The organism is Sphingomonas sp., assembly GCF_019746665.1.
In the GTDB taxonomy this organism is placed as follows: Bacteria; Pseudomonadota; Alphaproteobacteria; order Sphingomonadales; family Sphingomonadaceae; genus Sphingomonas.
Genome location: NZ_JAIERS010000010.1, coordinates 15224 through 28528, shown reverse-complemented (window position 1 = coordinate 28528; position 13305 = coordinate 15224). Strand labels below are relative to the sequence as shown.

The 13305-nt window shown below is 67.7% G+C and carries 18 protein-coding genes and 1 pseudogene; 8 read left to right on the top strand and 11 right to left on the bottom strand.

From position 1 onward, the window contains the following. Positions 1-80 precede the first annotated feature (80 nt). Positions 81-911, bottom strand: a complete 831-nt coding sequence (locus tag K2X73_RS08035; protein WP_294109775.1) for an oxidoreductase — start codon at positions 909-911, stop codon at positions 81-83. A 42-nt stretch (positions 912-953) separates the two neighbouring features. Between K2X73_RS08035 and K2X73_RS08030 the strand changes: the two are divergent. Then, positions 954-1238, top strand: a pseudogene (locus K2X73_RS08030) (MerR family transcriptional regulator); the annotation flags it as partial. 47 nt (positions 1239-1285) lie between these two features. On the opposite strand, the gene miaB reads toward K2X73_RS08030, so the two are convergent. Beyond that, positions 1286-2656 (bottom strand): tRNA (N6-isopentenyl adenosine(37)-C2)-methylthiotransferase MiaB, encoded by a 1371-nt coding sequence (miaB, locus tag K2X73_RS08025; protein WP_294109823.1) that lies wholly within the window; start codon positions 2654-2656, stop codon positions 1286-1288. Between the two features lie 136 nt (positions 2657-2792). Between miaB and K2X73_RS08020 the strand changes: the two genes are divergently transcribed. Together K2X73_RS08020 and K2X73_RS08015 are read left to right on the top strand one after the other, a co-directional pair. Beyond that, positions 2793-3152 (top strand): YciI family protein, encoded by a 360-nt coding sequence (locus tag K2X73_RS08020; RefSeq protein ID WP_294109773.1) that lies wholly within the window; start codon positions 2793-2795, stop codon positions 3150-3152. A 38-nt stretch (positions 3153-3190) separates the two neighbouring features. Beyond that, entirely contained in the window at positions 3191-4369 is a 1179-nt protein-coding gene (locus K2X73_RS08015; protein WP_294109772.1) for a DUF6596 domain-containing protein, read from the top strand. Between the two features lie 97 nt (positions 4370-4466). Here the strand turns inward: K2X73_RS08015 and K2X73_RS08010 are convergent, their stop codons facing one another. The 9 genes from K2X73_RS08010 to K2X73_RS07970 form a co-directional block, all read right to left on the bottom strand. Then, the gene (locus K2X73_RS08010; RefSeq protein WP_294109821.1) at positions 4467-5366 is read right to left on the bottom strand and encodes a 1-acyl-sn-glycerol-3-phosphate acyltransferase; all 900 of its coding nucleotides are present in this window, start codon (positions 5364-5366) and stop codon (positions 4467-4469) included. Beyond that, positions 5353-5775, bottom strand: coding sequence for a Fur family transcriptional regulator (locus K2X73_RS08005; RefSeq protein WP_294109771.1), 423 nt, complete (start codon positions 5773-5775; stop codon positions 5353-5355). Before K2X73_RS08005 ends, K2X73_RS08010 begins: the two co-directional genes overlap by 14 nt. A gap of 117 nt (positions 5776-5892) precedes the next feature. After that, the gene (locus K2X73_RS08000; RefSeq protein ID WP_294109769.1) at positions 5893-6309 is read right to left on the bottom strand and encodes a MucR family transcriptional regulator; all 417 of its coding nucleotides are present in this window, start codon (positions 6307-6309) and stop codon (positions 5893-5895) included. Between the two features lie 108 nt (positions 6310-6417). Beyond that, complete coding sequence (locus tag K2X73_RS07995) at positions 6418-6876, bottom strand: GNAT family N-acetyltransferase (RefSeq protein WP_365980474.1); 459 nt, start codon at positions 6874-6876, stop codon at positions 6418-6420. A gap of 8 nt (positions 6877-6884) precedes the next feature. Beyond that, on the bottom strand, positions 6885-7511 hold the full coding sequence (gene tsaB, locus K2X73_RS07990) for a tRNA (adenosine(37)-N6)-threonylcarbamoyltransferase complex dimerization subunit type 1 TsaB (protein ID WP_294109819.1): 627 nt from the start codon (positions 7509-7511) through the stop codon (positions 6885-6887). Beyond that, positions 7508-8152, bottom strand: a complete 645-nt coding sequence (locus K2X73_RS07985) for a peptidylprolyl isomerase (RefSeq protein WP_294109817.1) — start codon at positions 8150-8152, stop codon at positions 7508-7510. Before K2X73_RS07985 ends, tsaB begins: the two co-directional genes overlap by 4 nt. A gap of 125 nt (positions 8153-8277) precedes the next feature. After that, entirely contained in the window at positions 8278-8784 is a 507-nt protein-coding gene (coaD, locus tag K2X73_RS07980) for a pantetheine-phosphate adenylyltransferase (protein WP_294109765.1), read from the bottom strand. A gap of 55 nt (positions 8785-8839) precedes the next feature. Beyond that, a complete protein-coding gene (locus tag K2X73_RS07975; RefSeq protein ID WP_294109763.1) occupies positions 8840-9208 on the bottom strand; it encodes a hypothetical protein in 369 nt (122 codons plus the stop codon). Then, positions 9205-9606 carry an EVE domain-containing protein gene (locus K2X73_RS07970; protein ID WP_294109761.1) on the bottom strand — a complete coding sequence of 134 codons (402 nt, stop codon included), beginning with the start codon at positions 9604-9606 and terminating at the stop codon, positions 9205-9207. Before K2X73_RS07970 ends, K2X73_RS07975 begins: the two co-directional genes overlap by 4 nt. A 171-nt stretch (positions 9607-9777) precedes the next feature. On the opposite strand from K2X73_RS07970, the gene K2X73_RS07965 reads away from it, so the two are divergent. From K2X73_RS07965 to K2X73_RS07945, 5 genes are all read left to right on the top strand, one after another. After that, on the top strand, positions 9778-10194 hold the full coding sequence (locus K2X73_RS07965) for a hypothetical protein (RefSeq protein ID WP_294109760.1): 417 nt from the start codon (positions 9778-9780) through the stop codon (positions 10192-10194). 58 nt (positions 10195-10252) lie between these two features. Next, on the top strand, positions 10253-10525 hold the full coding sequence (locus tag K2X73_RS07960; RefSeq protein WP_294109759.1) for a DUF3297 family protein: 273 nt from the start codon (positions 10253-10255) through the stop codon (positions 10523-10525). Positions 10526-10635: 110 nt separating this feature from the next. After that, positions 10636-11631, top strand: a complete 996-nt coding sequence (locus K2X73_RS07955; RefSeq protein ID WP_294109757.1) for a PhoH family protein — start codon at positions 10636-10638, stop codon at positions 11629-11631. A gap of 195 nt (positions 11632-11826) precedes the next feature. Continuing rightward, complete coding sequence (gene ybeY, locus K2X73_RS07950) at positions 11827-12330, top strand: rRNA maturation RNase YbeY (RefSeq protein WP_294109753.1); 504 nt, start codon at positions 11827-11829, stop codon at positions 12328-12330. A 9-nt stretch (positions 12331-12339) separates the two neighbouring features. After that, positions 12340-13248 (top strand): hemolysin family protein, encoded by a 909-nt coding sequence (locus K2X73_RS07945; protein WP_294109751.1) that lies wholly within the window; start codon positions 12340-12342, stop codon positions 13246-13248. The last annotated feature ends 57 nt before the right edge of the window (positions 13249-13305 follow it).

The following is a 13305-nucleotide window of genomic DNA, read 5'->3' as shown; positions in this document are numbered from 1 at the left end:
GAAGTCCCCCAGGCGGCCAGCGGCGGGCGTGGCACTCCGGCCACGCCCGCCCGGTCCCGCGCCGCAAGCAGGACTTAGGCCTAGGCGCGTCGGGATTGCGACATGGACCACATCAGCCGATCGAAGCCCCGGTCGCCCAGCACCACGCGCGCGATCTTCAGCGGCTTCGCGCCCATGCCGAGCAGGTAGCGCGTGCGCGGGCGCCGGGCGAGCGCGGCGCGTTCGATCGCCTGGGCGATGCGATCAGGCTCGGTCAGGTAGCGGGACTGGTCGGCGGCGCGGAGCAGCCCGGCATGGCGCCGGGCATAGGGCGCGTAAGGCCCCGCGCCCGAAGTCGCGATCAGGCTGTCACACGCGATCCCGCCCCATTCGGTCCGCACCCCGCCCGGCGCGATGACGACGACCTGGATGCCGAACGGTTTCAGCTCCAGCCGCAGGCAATCGCTCAACCCCTCCAGCGCGAATTTGGTCGCGTGATACCAGGCGCCGAACGGCTCGTGGGTGCTGCCGCCGATCGAGCTGATGTTGATGATCCGCCCGCTCCGCTGGGCGCGCATCAGCGGCAGGACGTGCTGGGTGAGCGCGGCGAGGCCGAACAGATTGACCTCGAACTGGCGCCGCGCCTCGTCGATCGGCACCTCCTCCAGCGCGCCATAGGCGCCATAGCCGGCATTGTTGACCAGCACGTCCAGCCGTCCCGCCTCGTCCGCGATGCGCGCCGCCGCCGTGGCGATCGAATCGGCCCGCGTCAGATCGAGCGGCAATGGCAGGATGTGCGGGCTCGCGATTGCGGCGAGCCGATCCTGGCGGCGGGCGGCGGCGTACACCGTGAAGCCACGCGCGGCGAGGCGACGACAGGCGGCGGCGCCAATTCCCGAAGAAGCGCCGGTAACCAAAGCGATTTTCGACATCACAAGCTCCTCAAATGGAGCTCGCGCTGATAAGAGTGGACCATGGTCCAAGGTCAAGCCCTAATGATCTCCGCCTTCGCTCGGGCAGCGGGCATGAGCAACGACACGGTGCGCTTCTATGTGCGCCGGGGGCTGCTTCACCCCGCGCACGGCAGCAAGGGCGGCGCCAACCCCTATCAGCTGTTCGGGCCGGATCAGCTGGCGCGCGCGCGGATGATCCGCACGGCGCAGGCGCTCGGCTTTTCGCTGCGCGAAGTCGCCGCGCTGATCGCGGAATATGAAGGCGGCATGTCTCCCGAGCGGACGCGCGAGGTGACCGCGTCGCAGCTCGACCGGCTCGATCGCCAGGCGGAAGCGCTCGACCGGATGCGCCGTCATCTGCGCGCGAAGCTCGCCTGGCTCGACGCGGGCGCCACGGGATCGCCGCCGACGCTCGACGATAGCGCCACCCCGCTCACCGAATTCGGCCCGGCGCTCACCAGCGCCACCTCGACCATGTCGCCGATCGCGTGATCGCCCTCGACGATCACCGATTGCAGCCATGGTGACTTGCCGAGCTTCTGCCCGGGCTTCTTGCCCTCGCGCTCGATCAGCACCGCGCAGCGCCGCCCCACGCTCGCCGCGTTGAACGCCGCCTGATCGCGGTTGAGCGCCGCCTGCAGACGCTGGAGGCGATCGTCCATGATCTCGGGCGCGATCTGCTCGGCCATCTCGGCGGCAGGAGTGCCGGGGCGCGGCGAATATTTGAAACTGAACGCCTGAGCGTAGCCCGCGGCGTCGACCAGCGCCAAGGTCTCGGCGAACTCCGCCTCGGTCTCGCCGGGGAAGCCGACGATGAAATCGCCCGACAGCGCGATATCGGGGCGCGCGGCGCGGATGCGATCGAGCAGGCGCAGATAGCCGCCGGCCGTGTGGCTGCGGTTCATGGCCTTCAGCACCCGGTCGCTTCCCGCCTGCACCGGCAGATGGAGGAAGGGCATCAGCTTTTCGACATCGCGGTGCGCGGCGATCAGCCCCTCGCTCATGTCGTTGGGGTGGCTGGTCGTGTAGCGGATGCGCGCGAGGCCGGGCAGCTTGTCGAGCGCGGCGATCAGATCATGCAGGCCGCGCCCGTCATCTTCCCAGGCGTTCACATTCTGGCCGAGCAGGGTGATCTCGCGCGCGCCCGCGTCGATCAGTGCCTTGGCCTCGTCGATGATCGCGGCGAAGGGCCGGCTCACCTCGGCGCCGCGGGTATAGGGCACGACGCAATAGGTGCAGAATTTGTCGCAGCCTTCCTGCACCGTCAGGAACGCCGAGGGCGGCACGCGGCGGCGCTTGGGAAGCGCGCCGAATTTGCTCTCGGCCGGCATGTCGGTATCGACCGCCGCGTTCCCTTGCGCCGCCCGCGCGACGAGTTCGGGCAGGCGGTGATAGGCCTGCGGGCCGACCACCACGTCCACCTTCGCCCGCGCGACGATCTCCGCGCCCTCGGCCTGCGCGACGCAGCCGGCGATCGCGATCAGCGGGTCTTGCCCATGTTTGCGCAGCCGGCCGATGTCCGAATAGACCTTCTCGGTCGCTTTCTCGCGAATGTGGCAGGTGTTCAGGATCACCAGATCGGCGGCGTAAGCGTCGTCGGTGGCGCTGAGGCCCTGTTCGGTCATCAGCTCGGCCATGCGGTCGCCATCATAGACGTTCATTTGGCAGCCGAAGCTTTTTACGTGGAAAGTGCGGGGGGTCATCCGCGCGCCTATACGCGCAATGCCGCGGCAGGAAAATGGCGGCGCCCGAGCCCGTCGCCGCGAAAAATTTCTGTCGGCTTTGTCGTTTCGCGCGCGGCTCGCCCGTCTATCCTGTGGAACGCCGCACGGGGCGCGCGATCCAGACGGGAGATCGACGATGAAATACATGCTCGCCATTTTCGAGGACGAAGCCAATTATCCGGGCGGCGAGGACGGCGAGGCGTGGCGCGCGGTGCTCGGCAAGCACATGGCGTTCGGCGGCGCGCTCGCCCAGGCAGGGGTCGAGTTCAGCGGCGCGGGGCTCCACCTCAGCCATAGCGCGACCACCGTGCGCACCGCCGCCGATGGCTCCCAGGCGGTGCATGACGGGCCTTATGCCGAAACCAAGGAGCTGCTGGGCGGCTTCTATGTGATCGAGGTCGCGAGCCTGGATGAGGCCATCGCCTGGGCCAAGCAGGTGCCGCACGGCGCGCATGGCGCGGTCGAGGTGCGGCCGGTGCTGGGGATGCCGGGCTGAGCCCGCTCGAACAGGCGTTCCGGCAGGCCGGCGGGCGCGTGCTATCCGCGCTCGCCGCCCGGCTGCGCGACCTGAGCCTGGCCGAGGAATGTTTCGGCCATGCTTGCCTCGCCGCCGCCGCCAGTTGGGGCGCCGATCCGCCGCGCGACCCGGCCGCCTGGCTCTATGCGGTCGCGCTGCGCCGCGCCTGGGACATGGCCCGCCATGCCAAGGTGCGCGACGCGGCGCCGGCCGACGCCCCCGCGCCGGTCGCCACGCCCGAGGAGATCGCGATGGCCGCCGCCGAGCCGATACCCGATGAACGGCTGCGGCTGATCTTCACCTGCTGCCACCCGGCGATCGAGCCCCCCGCGCGGGTGGCGCTGACCTTGCGCACCGTCTGCGGCCTGCCGCCCGACGCGATCGCGCGCGCCTATCTGCTGCCCGAGGCCACGCTCGCCCAGCGGCTGACGCGGGCGCGGCGCAAGATCAGGGATGCGGGCATCGGCTATGAGGTGCCGGGGCCAGCATATTGGCCGGATCGGCTGGCGAGCGTGCTCGCGACGCTCGAAATCGCCTATGCCGAGGCGCATGGCGACGCGGCGCTCGACGGACCGAGCGCGGCGATCGGGCTGGAGATGGTCGCGCTGTCGGGCGTGCTCGCCGAGATGATTCCGGGGGAAGCCGAAGTGCTGGCGCTCGCGGCGATGCTGCGGCTGGCGGAGGCGCGGCGCGGGGCGCGGGTGGATGCGGCGGGGATGATGGTGCCGCTCGATCGGCAAGACCCCGCGCGGTGGGACCGCGCGATGATCGCGGCGGGCGAAACATTGCTCCACCGCGCCGCCCGGCTACCGGGGGCGACGGGGCCGTATCAGCTGCTCGCCGCGATCCATGCGGCGCATGCGGGGCGCCGCCCGGGCGAGCCGCCGCCCTGGGCTGTCATCGTCGCGCTGTACGACGCCCTGCTGCGGGTGCGGCCAGGGCCGGTGGTGGCGGTGAACCGCGCGGTGGCGCTGGCGGGCGCGCGAGGCCCGGCGGCGGGGCTCGCCGCGCTCGACGATCTTCGCGGCGCGCGCGGGGTGGAAGGGTGGCTGCCCTGGCACGCCGCCCGCGCGGAACTGCTCGCGCGGGCGGGGGACATGGATGCCGCCGCCCAAGCCTATCGCGCCGCCCTCGCGCTCAGCCCGCCAAGCGCCGAGCGCCTGTTCCTGCAGGCGCGTTTGGCGGGGCTGGGGTAGGGTTGAAACGACCGCGCCGGGGTTTGGGCTTGTCCTCCGATGGTGCCCGCAAAAAGGGGGCATAGCGCACCCGTCGCCGGAGAGGGACGAAAGGCGGTCAGGCGTCGCGCCGGGAAGCAGCCAAAACCCCCGCCGGTGCCTCCGGCACCGGCGTGCCCGCGCCGAGCGCGTCGTGCCCGATGAAGGGCCGTACCGGCCCGCCCAGACGCTTCGCCAGCGCCTCCTCGATCCGCCGCCGGCTTTCCGCCGCGATCGCCTTGCGCCCCGGAAAATCGCGCGGGTGGAATGGTTCGAGAAACTCGACCTCGACCCGGAAACTGCCCGGCCGCGACAGCAGGCGTACGGCGTTGTCCTTGCCGTTCTCGGTGCCGATCCAGCCGATCTCGCGCCCCCAGCGCCCGTACCAGAGCAGCACCGGCTGCACCATCACCCCCGGCGGCGGCGGCTCGAGCACTTTGAGCATCGGCGTCTTGAAGGGGAGCAGCGAATAGCCGTCGGTGGTCGTCCCTTCGGGAAACACCGTTACCGACCAATTCTCGGCGAGCGCGTCGCGCAGGCGATTGATCTGGTCGGCCACGCCCAGCCGATCCTCGCGCGCGACGAACACGGTTCGGTTCTGCTTGGCCATCCAGCCGACGACGGGCGCGGTGCCGATCTCCGCCTTGGCGACGAAGGCGGTGCCGCTCGCGCCGGCGATCGCCATGATGTCGATCCAGCTGACATGGTTACTGATGAAGAACACGTCGCGCTTCAGCGGTGTGCCGCGCACCCGCACCCGCGCCCCGCAGATGCGCGCGCCGATACCAAGGTAAAGGCGCGGGAAAGGCGAGCCATAGCCGAACAGCTTCACCAGCAAATGGAAGGGCAGCACCACCAGCAACAGCAGCGCGAGGCCGGCCGCGCGCAGCCACAGCCGCGCCCAGCCGATCGCGCTCACCGCCGGGGGATCGCCCGCGGCGGCACGGTCACGCGGTGAGACCGCTTCAGGACTTGCGATCAAGCGAAACCCCGTAGAGTTCCATGCGGTGGTCGACGAGCCGGAAGCCCAGCCGCTCGGCGATCTGCTTCTGCAGCAGTTCCAGTTCGGGATCGACGAATTCGATCACCCGGCCGCTTTCGACATCGATCAGATGATCGTGATGCGCCTCGGGCGCGGGTTCATAGCGCGCGCGACCATCGCCGAAATCGTGGCGATCGAGAATCCCCGCCTCCTCGAACAGGCGCACTGTGCGATAGACGGTCGCGATCGAAATGCCCGGGTCGATCGCCGAGGCGCGTTCATAGACGCGCTCGACATCGGGATGATCGTCCGCGTCGGAGAGCACGCGCGCAATGATCCGGCGCTGTTCGGTGATGCGCAGCCCCTTTTGGGCACAAAGCGCTTCCAGATCGATCTTGCGCGGCACCGGCGTTCTTTCTGTATTGGCCTATCATCATCGGAGATAGCCCGATGCGCCCGACGCGAAAAGGGCCGGCCGATCGCAATGATCGGCCGGCCCCCAGTTTATGCGATCGGGCAGGGTTCAGCGCGAGCGGCGACGCTTGGTGCCCAGGCCGATCTTCTTCGCCAGGCTGCGGCGCTGTTCGGCATAATTCGGCGCGACCATCGGGTAATCGGCAGGCAGATTCCACTTGGCGCGATATTGCTCCGGGGTCATCTGATAATGCGTCATCAGATGGCGCTTGAGCATCTTCAGCTTTTTGCCGTCTTCAAGGCAAACGATATAGTCGGGCTTCACCGAAGCACGGATCGAAACCGCCGGTTCCTGCTTCACCTCGGGCTCGGGCGCGGGACCGCCAAGACCCTGCAGCGCGTTGTGAACATTCGCGATCAGCACCGGCAGATCGGACACGGCGACGCTGTTGTTGCTCACATGCGCAGCGACAATATCCGCGGTCAAGGTGATGAGCGTTTCCTGCAACTCGTTCGAGGTTTCCATCGTTATCCTTTCTGTCCCTGAAGCCTTGGCCCACATAGGGGCACTGACAGCGCTATCTGTTTTTGGCGCGCGCAATGCAAGCAATAATTTTGGTAAACGGCAAAGGTTTCAGTCGACGTCGCGCGCCAAGGTAAAGGCGTCGAACAATTGACCGCCCGGTCCGCGGTAATAGCCACGACGTTGACCTACCTTGTGAAATCCCAATCGTACGTAAAAACCGATGGCATCGTTGTTGGAGCGCACCTCTAGATACAGGCGCTTGGCGCCCCTGGAGCGCGCTTCCTCCATCGCCGAGCGCAATAAGGCACCGCCTACACCCAGTCGCCGCACCTCGGGCAAAGTCGCGAGCAGCAGAAGTTCGGCTTCGTCACCGATTACTCGGGCAAGCGCGAAGCCAGCGGCTGAGCCGTTCAGCCGCGCGATCGTCAGCCAAACGCCCGGCAAGCTTAGCATTCCCAAACATTGGGGCCGCGTCCACGCCTCCCCAAAACGGGGATCAAAGGCGCGCTTCATCAGCTGATCGACCAGGCCCAGCTCGGCGGTGCCCCCGCCGCTGAGCTCGATCACTTGCGTGCTCACCGCGCCGCCGGCTTGGCGTCCGGCGGCCGGCCATAGACCGGGCGCGCGGGAAGTTGCGCATAGGCGGCTGGCAGCAACCCGATATCGGCGGCGACGGGGAGCATCATCGCGGCCGCCGTCTCGGCGCGTTCGGGGTGAAGCAAGCGCACGCCGCTGCCGATCAACGCCATGTCTCCCGCCGCCGCGCGCGCGTCTTCGGGCAGCCGCGAGGCGAGCGGCGCGAGCGCGGCGAAGGGCGAGGCGGCGAAGGCTTGCATGAACACCTCTCCATGCCCCCCTTCCAGCACCACGGCAACCGTGGCGAGCGCGGGCGCGTCGGCGAACGCACGCGCGGCGATCAGCGCCAGCGCGCTATAGCCCGCTACCGTCGCGCCCCAGCCGAGCCCCAGCGCGCGGGCGGCGGCAAGCCCGACCCGAATGCCGGTGAAGCTACCGGGGCCGCAATCGACCAGAATGCGAGCGGCGCGGCCACCATCCGGCAGCGCGGCGATCATCGGCAGTAATTGTTCGGCATGGCCGCGCCCGACCCGGCGATGCTCCGCCGCGATCACCCGCCCATCCGCGATCAGCGCCACCGAGCAGGCCGCCGTGGCGGTGTCGATGACGAGCGTGCGCTCGCTCAGTTCTTCGCTCCGGGCAAGGTCACCGCCGGGCCGAGCGCGGAATTGGCGGCGGGCGCGGGCGCCTCGGCCTTGTAGGGCGGCGGATTGTCGGCGGCGATATAGGCGTGAAGGATGCGGCTCGGGTTCGCCGGCGGCTCGCCGCGCTGGATGGCGTCGACATATTGCATCCCGTCGACGACCCGGCCGAACACCGTGTATTTGAAGTCGAGCTTCAGTGTTGGTTCGAAGACGATGAAGAACTGGCTGTTGGCACTGTCTTCGGCCTTCTTCTTGTCCTCTGGGCTGGCGTCCGGCGCGGCGCCCTGGCGCGCGGCAGACACGGCGCCGCGGGTGTGCGGCAGATAGTTGAACTCGGACGGCAGGTCCGGCAGGTCGGAGCCGCCGGTGCCGTCGCCCTTGGGATCGCCGGTCTGCGCCATGAAGCCGTCGATCACGCGGTGGAAGGTAAGGCCATCATAGAAATGCTGGCGGGTGAGCGTCTTGATCCGATCGACCGCCTTGGGCGCGACATCGGGGCGCAGCCAGATCGTCACCCGCCCGCCGGTCGACAGATCGAGATAGAGCAGGTTTTCCTTGTCGTTCTGGTCGGCGGGCGCGGGGCGCAGCGAGGGAACGATCTGCGCGGTGGCGGGCGCCACCATGGCAACGCTGGTGGCAAGGGCGAACGCCCCGAAAATCAAACGCATTGCAACCCCATGGCAATCTGGCTTCGGCTTGGCGCCCATAAAGCAGTTTATTTGCGGCGCCAATTGGGCGCGGGCGCCGATCAGCTGCCCTTGCGGCCGAGTTGATTGACCCGTGCGACGACCTCCGCGTTGACCGCCGGCGAGACGAACTTGCGAATGTCGCCCCCGTAGAAGGCGATTTCCTTAACCCAGCGGCTGGCGATCGGCTGCAGCGCGACATCGGCCATCAGGAAGATGGTTTCGATGCGGTTGTTGAGCTGCTGGTTCATGCCCGTCATCTGAAACTCATATTCGAAATCGGTCACCGCGCGCAGGCCGCGCACGATCACGCTCGCGCCCTCGCGCTCGGCGAAGTCCATCAGCAGCGAGTCGAAACTGACGACGTGGATCTCGCCTTCCAGTCCCGCGACCTCGCGCTGAACCATCGCCATCCGCTCGGCGAGGGTGAACATCGGCGTCTTGCTGGGGTTGGTGGTGACGCCGATCACCAGCCGATCGACCAGCTTGGCGCCGCGCCGGATGATGTCGAGATGGCCGAGCGTCAGCGGATCGAACGTGCCCGGATAGACGCCGGTGCGGTTATGCATGGCTTGCCGCCTTCATTGTTGCGGCGTCGGTGGTGGAAGCGGTGGGGCGCCGCTGTCAAGCGCGGCCGAGTCGGGCGTCGAGCAAGGCGATCAACGCCGGCAGATCGGGCAGGGGATCGAGTTCAGCGGCGGCGACCAGCAGCGCGGGGCCAGCGCCCCGGTCGATCAGGATCGCGGGCAAGGCGAGATCGCCGATCGCTGGATAGGCACGCGCGAAATCCTCGCGGTGATAGAAGGCTTTGCTCTGCGGCAGGGATGCCAGAAATGCTTTCCACGCACGCTTCATCGCGACCGGCCCGTACGTGAGCGCGCACAGCGAGCAGGGGTAGCTCGCCGGCGCGACCATCTTGTGCACCGCATCGAGCAACGCGTGACCCAGCCCTTCATGGGCGTTGTAAACGAACAGCAGGCGGTCGGCGCTCACGCGCCGGCGAGTTCCATGATCACCGCCCATTCGGCGTCGGTGACGGGCGAGACCGAGAGCCGCGACTGCTTGATCATGCGCATTTCCGCCAGGCGCGGCTCGGCCTTCATCGTCGCGAGCGGCACCGGCTTGGGGAGGGGGGCCACGCATTCGAACTCGACCGAAACCCATTTCGGATCGGTGGGATCGGGCTGGAAGGCGCGGGTCACGCGAGCGATGCCCACCGCTTCCTTGCCCTCGTTGGAATGATAGAAGATCGCCTCGTCGCCCGGCGCCATCGCGCGCAGGTGTATGGCGGCGGTCGCGTTCTTAACCCCGGTCCATTCGGTGCGCCCTTCGGCGACGAATTCGTCCCAGCTATAGGCGGAGGGTTCGGAGCGGATCAGCCAATATGCCATGGCGCTGCTCTAGCCCCAGCTGGCACGGCGCCGCAACCACGCGGCGCGTTGCGCTTGACCTTGCCAAGCTAAACCCCAGATGAACGGTATATTCCCACCGCGTTCAGCCGGCGCGCGGTAGCACAATCTCATGCCGTGAAGGCGAATCGGCACATGCTGGAGTTGGGCCAAATGAAGAGCTGGATGAAGAAGGGCTTGGTCGCGCTGACCCTGGGGGCGACGCTGGCGACGGCGGCGACCCCCGCTGACGCGCAGCGCTGGTATGGTGGGCGCGGCCGCACCGTGATCGTGCGCGATCGCGGCATCGGCGCGGGCGGGGCGCTCGCGGTCGGCATCGCCGGACTGGCGGTGGGCGCGGCGCTCGCCTCCAACCGGGACCGCTACTATTACGGGCCGTCGCGCGGCTATGGTTATTACGGCCCCCGCTACAACTATTACGATCGTGGCTATTATGATCGGGGCTATTATGGCCCGCGTGCTTATTACGGGCCACGGGGTTACTATGACGGTTATGCCCCGCATTGCTGGATCGAGCGTCGCTACGATCCCTATTCGGGCTATCCGCTCCGCGTCGAGGTTTGCCGTTGAGGCCGTAGGGCCGGCGTAGGGCGTTGCGCCCGCGCCGGCTTTGCGCCAAGAGCCCGGCATGACCGAAACCGTTCCCGACCGGATCAGCTGCGATCCGCGCAGCCCCTTTTTCGATCAAGCCGCGCTCGAACGTGGCGTCGGCATCCGCTTCAAGGGCGCCCAGCGGCGCGATGTCGAGGAATATTGCCTGTCGGAAGGGTGGATTCGCGTCGCGCTCGGTAAGAAGACCGACCGTCATGGCCGCCCCTTGACGATCAAGCTCTCCGGCCCGGTTGAGGCCTGGTTCGAGCGGCCGGCGGCAGGCGCGGGCGAGGAAGCCGCCGAGGCATAGAATCGCGCGGATGCCGGCCGATAAAGTGCCGGTTGAGGCTTCCCCCGCTTCGGCTGCTCTGCCACATTCGTCGCCACCGGGCGCCACCGCCCGGCGACCGCAGGAGCCGCATGAGCCGCAAGCCCACGCCCAAAGCCCCGAGTGAGCGCAGCCGCGCCGAACTCAGCTTCGATCGCCCGCAATTGATGGCCGAGCTGTTCGGCCAGTTCGACCAAAACCTGTTGCTGATCGAGAACCGCCTTGGGGTGTACATCACCGCGCGCGGCAATCGGGTGGGGCTCGAAGGCTCGGCCGAGGCGGTGGCGGCCGCGCGGGATGTGCTCTCGGGCCTCTACCGCCGGATCATGCGCGGCGAGGCGGTCGATGCCGGGCTGATCGACGCGGAGATCGCGATGGCCGCCGAACCCACGCTCGACGGGATCATCTCGGCAGAGGCGGAAAGCCCGCCGACGGTGATGATCCGCACCCGCAAGAAGACGATCGTCCCGCGCACGCCAGCGCAGGCGCATTATATGCGCGAGCTGACGCGCCACGACATCATCTTCGCGCTCGGCCCCGCTGGCACGGGCAAGACCTATATCGCGGTGGCGCAGGCGGTGGCGCAGCTGATCACTGGCAGCGTGCAGCGCCTGATCCTCTCCCGCCCGGCGGTCGAGGCGGGCGAGCGACTGGGCTTCCTGCCCGGCGACATGAAGGAGAAGGTCGATCCCTATCTGCGCCCGCTCTACGACGCGCTGAACGACTGTCTGCCCGCCGAGCAGGTCGAGCGGCGGATCGCGTCGGGCGAGATCGAGATCGCGCCGATCGCTTTCATGCGCGGGCGCACGCTGGCCGATGCCTTCGTGATCCTTGACGAGGCGCAGAACACCACGCCCGCGCAGATGAAGATGTTCTTGACGCGCTTCGGCCAGAACAGCCGGATGGTGGTGTGCGGCGACCCGAACCAGACCGACCTGCCGGGCGGCACCCGCGCCTCGGGCCTGAACGACGCGGTCGAGCGGCTGGAGGGGATCGAGGGGCTGAGCGTCTGCCGCTTCACCGCCGGCGACGTGGTCCGCCATCCGATTGTCGGACGGATCGTGGATGCTTATGAGGGCGGCGAATAGCTGCTATGGTGCGGAGATGATGGTGGTCGGCGGGGCGGCATTGGACGTGTCGATCCGTGGTGGGTCTTGCCAAAGCGAACGCTCCGGTCATTCCTCACAGCGGAAGTTCAGCGTTTGTTTCGATGATGCTTGCCAGCGCGGAAATGTCGCCCAGATGCTCTATACGGGCAGTGACTTCGCTCATACGGATCTTAAGTGACCCTCGCCATAGATGTCCTGCCAGAAGCGCCCTGGCCAGAAGCTCAGCCTTGGGAAGCGCTTGCTGCGCGCGCGGCGCGAGCGGCGTTCGCGGCGTCGCAGCAAGCCACGCGGCTAGACGCGCCGACATTCCCAGTCGAACTCTCCATCCGCCTCACCAGCGATGCGGAGGTGCGGGCGCTCAACCGCGACTATCGGGGAAAGGACAAGCCGACCAACGTGCTCTCCTTCCCGATGCTCGACGTCGACGAGCTTGCCCAACTTGATGAAATGCAAGGTGAAATCCTGCTCGGCGACATCGTCCTCGCGCATGAAACCTGCGCGCGCGAAGCGGCCGAGCGCGGCATTTCGCTCGCGGATCATGCGACGCATCTGATCGTTCACGGCACGCTCCATCTGCTGGGCCATGATCATCTCGAGGATGAGGAAGCCGAAGCCATGGAGCGGATCGAGCGTGATGTGCTACAAGGGCTTGGCTTGCATAACCCTTATGAGGACTGACACCCGCTAATGCCCGACGGCCAAAGTACCGACGCCGCCTCTCCCGACGGCGGCTTGTGGCGCAGTTTCCGCGCCTGGATCTTCGGCGAACCGCATGACGATTCGCTGCGCGCGCAGATCGAGGAAGTGATCGACGCGCATGAGGACGATCCCGCGCCCGATGCCAAGGGCGATCTTTCGCCGCTGGAACGCCAGATGGTGCGCAACCTGCTCCATTTCGGCGAGCGCGACGCGGGCGACATCGGCGTGCCGCGCGCCGATATCATCGCGGTGGAGGAGGGCACCAGCTTCGCCGAGCTGGTGAAGCTGTTCGCGGAAGCCGGGCACAGCCGGCTGCCGGTGTACCGCGAAAAGCTCGATACGATCATCGGCATGGTTCATATCAAGGACGTGTTCGCGATCCTGGCGACCGGCGCCGAGCATCCGGCGAGCATCGCCGGGCTGATCCGCGAGCCGCTGTTCGTGCCGATGTCGCGCGGGGCGCTCGATCTGCTGGCGGACATGCGGCAGAAGCGCGTGCATCTGGCGATCGTGCTCGACGAGTATTTCGGCACCGAGGGCCTCGTCACCATCGAGGATCTGATCGAGGAAATCGTCGGCCATATCGAGGACGAGCATGACGAGGCGCCCCAGGCGCTGCTCGTACCGATCGACGATGGTGGGTGGGAGGCCGACGCCCGCGCCGAACTGGAGGAAGTCGCCGCCGTGGTCGATCCGCGGCTGGGCGTCGCCGAGGAGGATATCGACACGATCGGTGGTCTCGCGGCCTTGCTCGCGGGCCAAGTGCCGGCGGCGGGCGCGGTACTCGGTCATCCGAGTGGCTGGCGGATCGAGATCGTCGCGGCCGATGGCAAGCGCGTGCAACGCCTGCGCCTGCACCCGCCCTTGCCGGCTTTGGTCGACGCGGGCGGCAAGTAGGCTTCTTGTAAATTCTTGGCAACTTCCCATTTCTTGCGGGTGCGCCAAGGTTGGGCG

Bases quoted from the DNA above. Each gene is read 5' to 3' on its own strand.
- K2X73_RS08035 (WP_294109775.1), bottom strand. From the start codon at position 911: ATGTCGAAAATCGCTTTGGTTACCGGCGCTTCTTCGGGAATTGGCGCC.
- K2X73_RS08020 (WP_294109773.1), top strand. From the start codon at position 2,793: ATGAAATACATGCTCGCCATTTTCGAGGACGAAGCCAATTATCCGGGC.
- K2X73_RS08000 (WP_294109769.1), bottom strand. From the start codon at position 6,309: ATGGAAACCTCGAACGAGTTGCAGGAAACGCTCATCACCTTGACCGCG.
- K2X73_RS07985 (WP_294109817.1), bottom strand. From the start codon at position 8,152: ATGGTGGCGCCCGCCACCGCGCAGATCGTTCCCTCGCTGCGCCCCGCG.
- coaD (WP_294109765.1), bottom strand. From the start codon at position 8,784: ATGCATAACCGCACCGGCGTCTATCCGGGCACGTTCGATCCGCTGACG.
- K2X73_RS07970 (WP_294109761.1), bottom strand. From the start codon at position 9,606: ATGGCATATTGGCTGATCCGCTCCGAACCCTCCGCCTATAGCTGGGAC.
- K2X73_RS07965 (WP_294109760.1), top strand. From the start codon at position 9,778: ATGAAGAGCTGGATGAAGAAGGGCTTGGTCGCGCTGACCCTGGGGGCG.
- K2X73_RS07960 (WP_294109759.1), top strand. From the start codon at position 10,253: ATGACCGAAACCGTTCCCGACCGGATCAGCTGCGATCCGCGCAGCCCC.
- K2X73_RS07955 (WP_294109757.1), top strand. From the start codon at position 10,636: ATGAGCCGCAAGCCCACGCCCAAAGCCCCGAGTGAGCGCAGCCGCGCC.
- K2X73_RS07945 (WP_294109751.1), top strand. From the start codon at position 12,340: ATGCCCGACGGCCAAAGTACCGACGCCGCCTCTCCCGACGGCGGCTTG.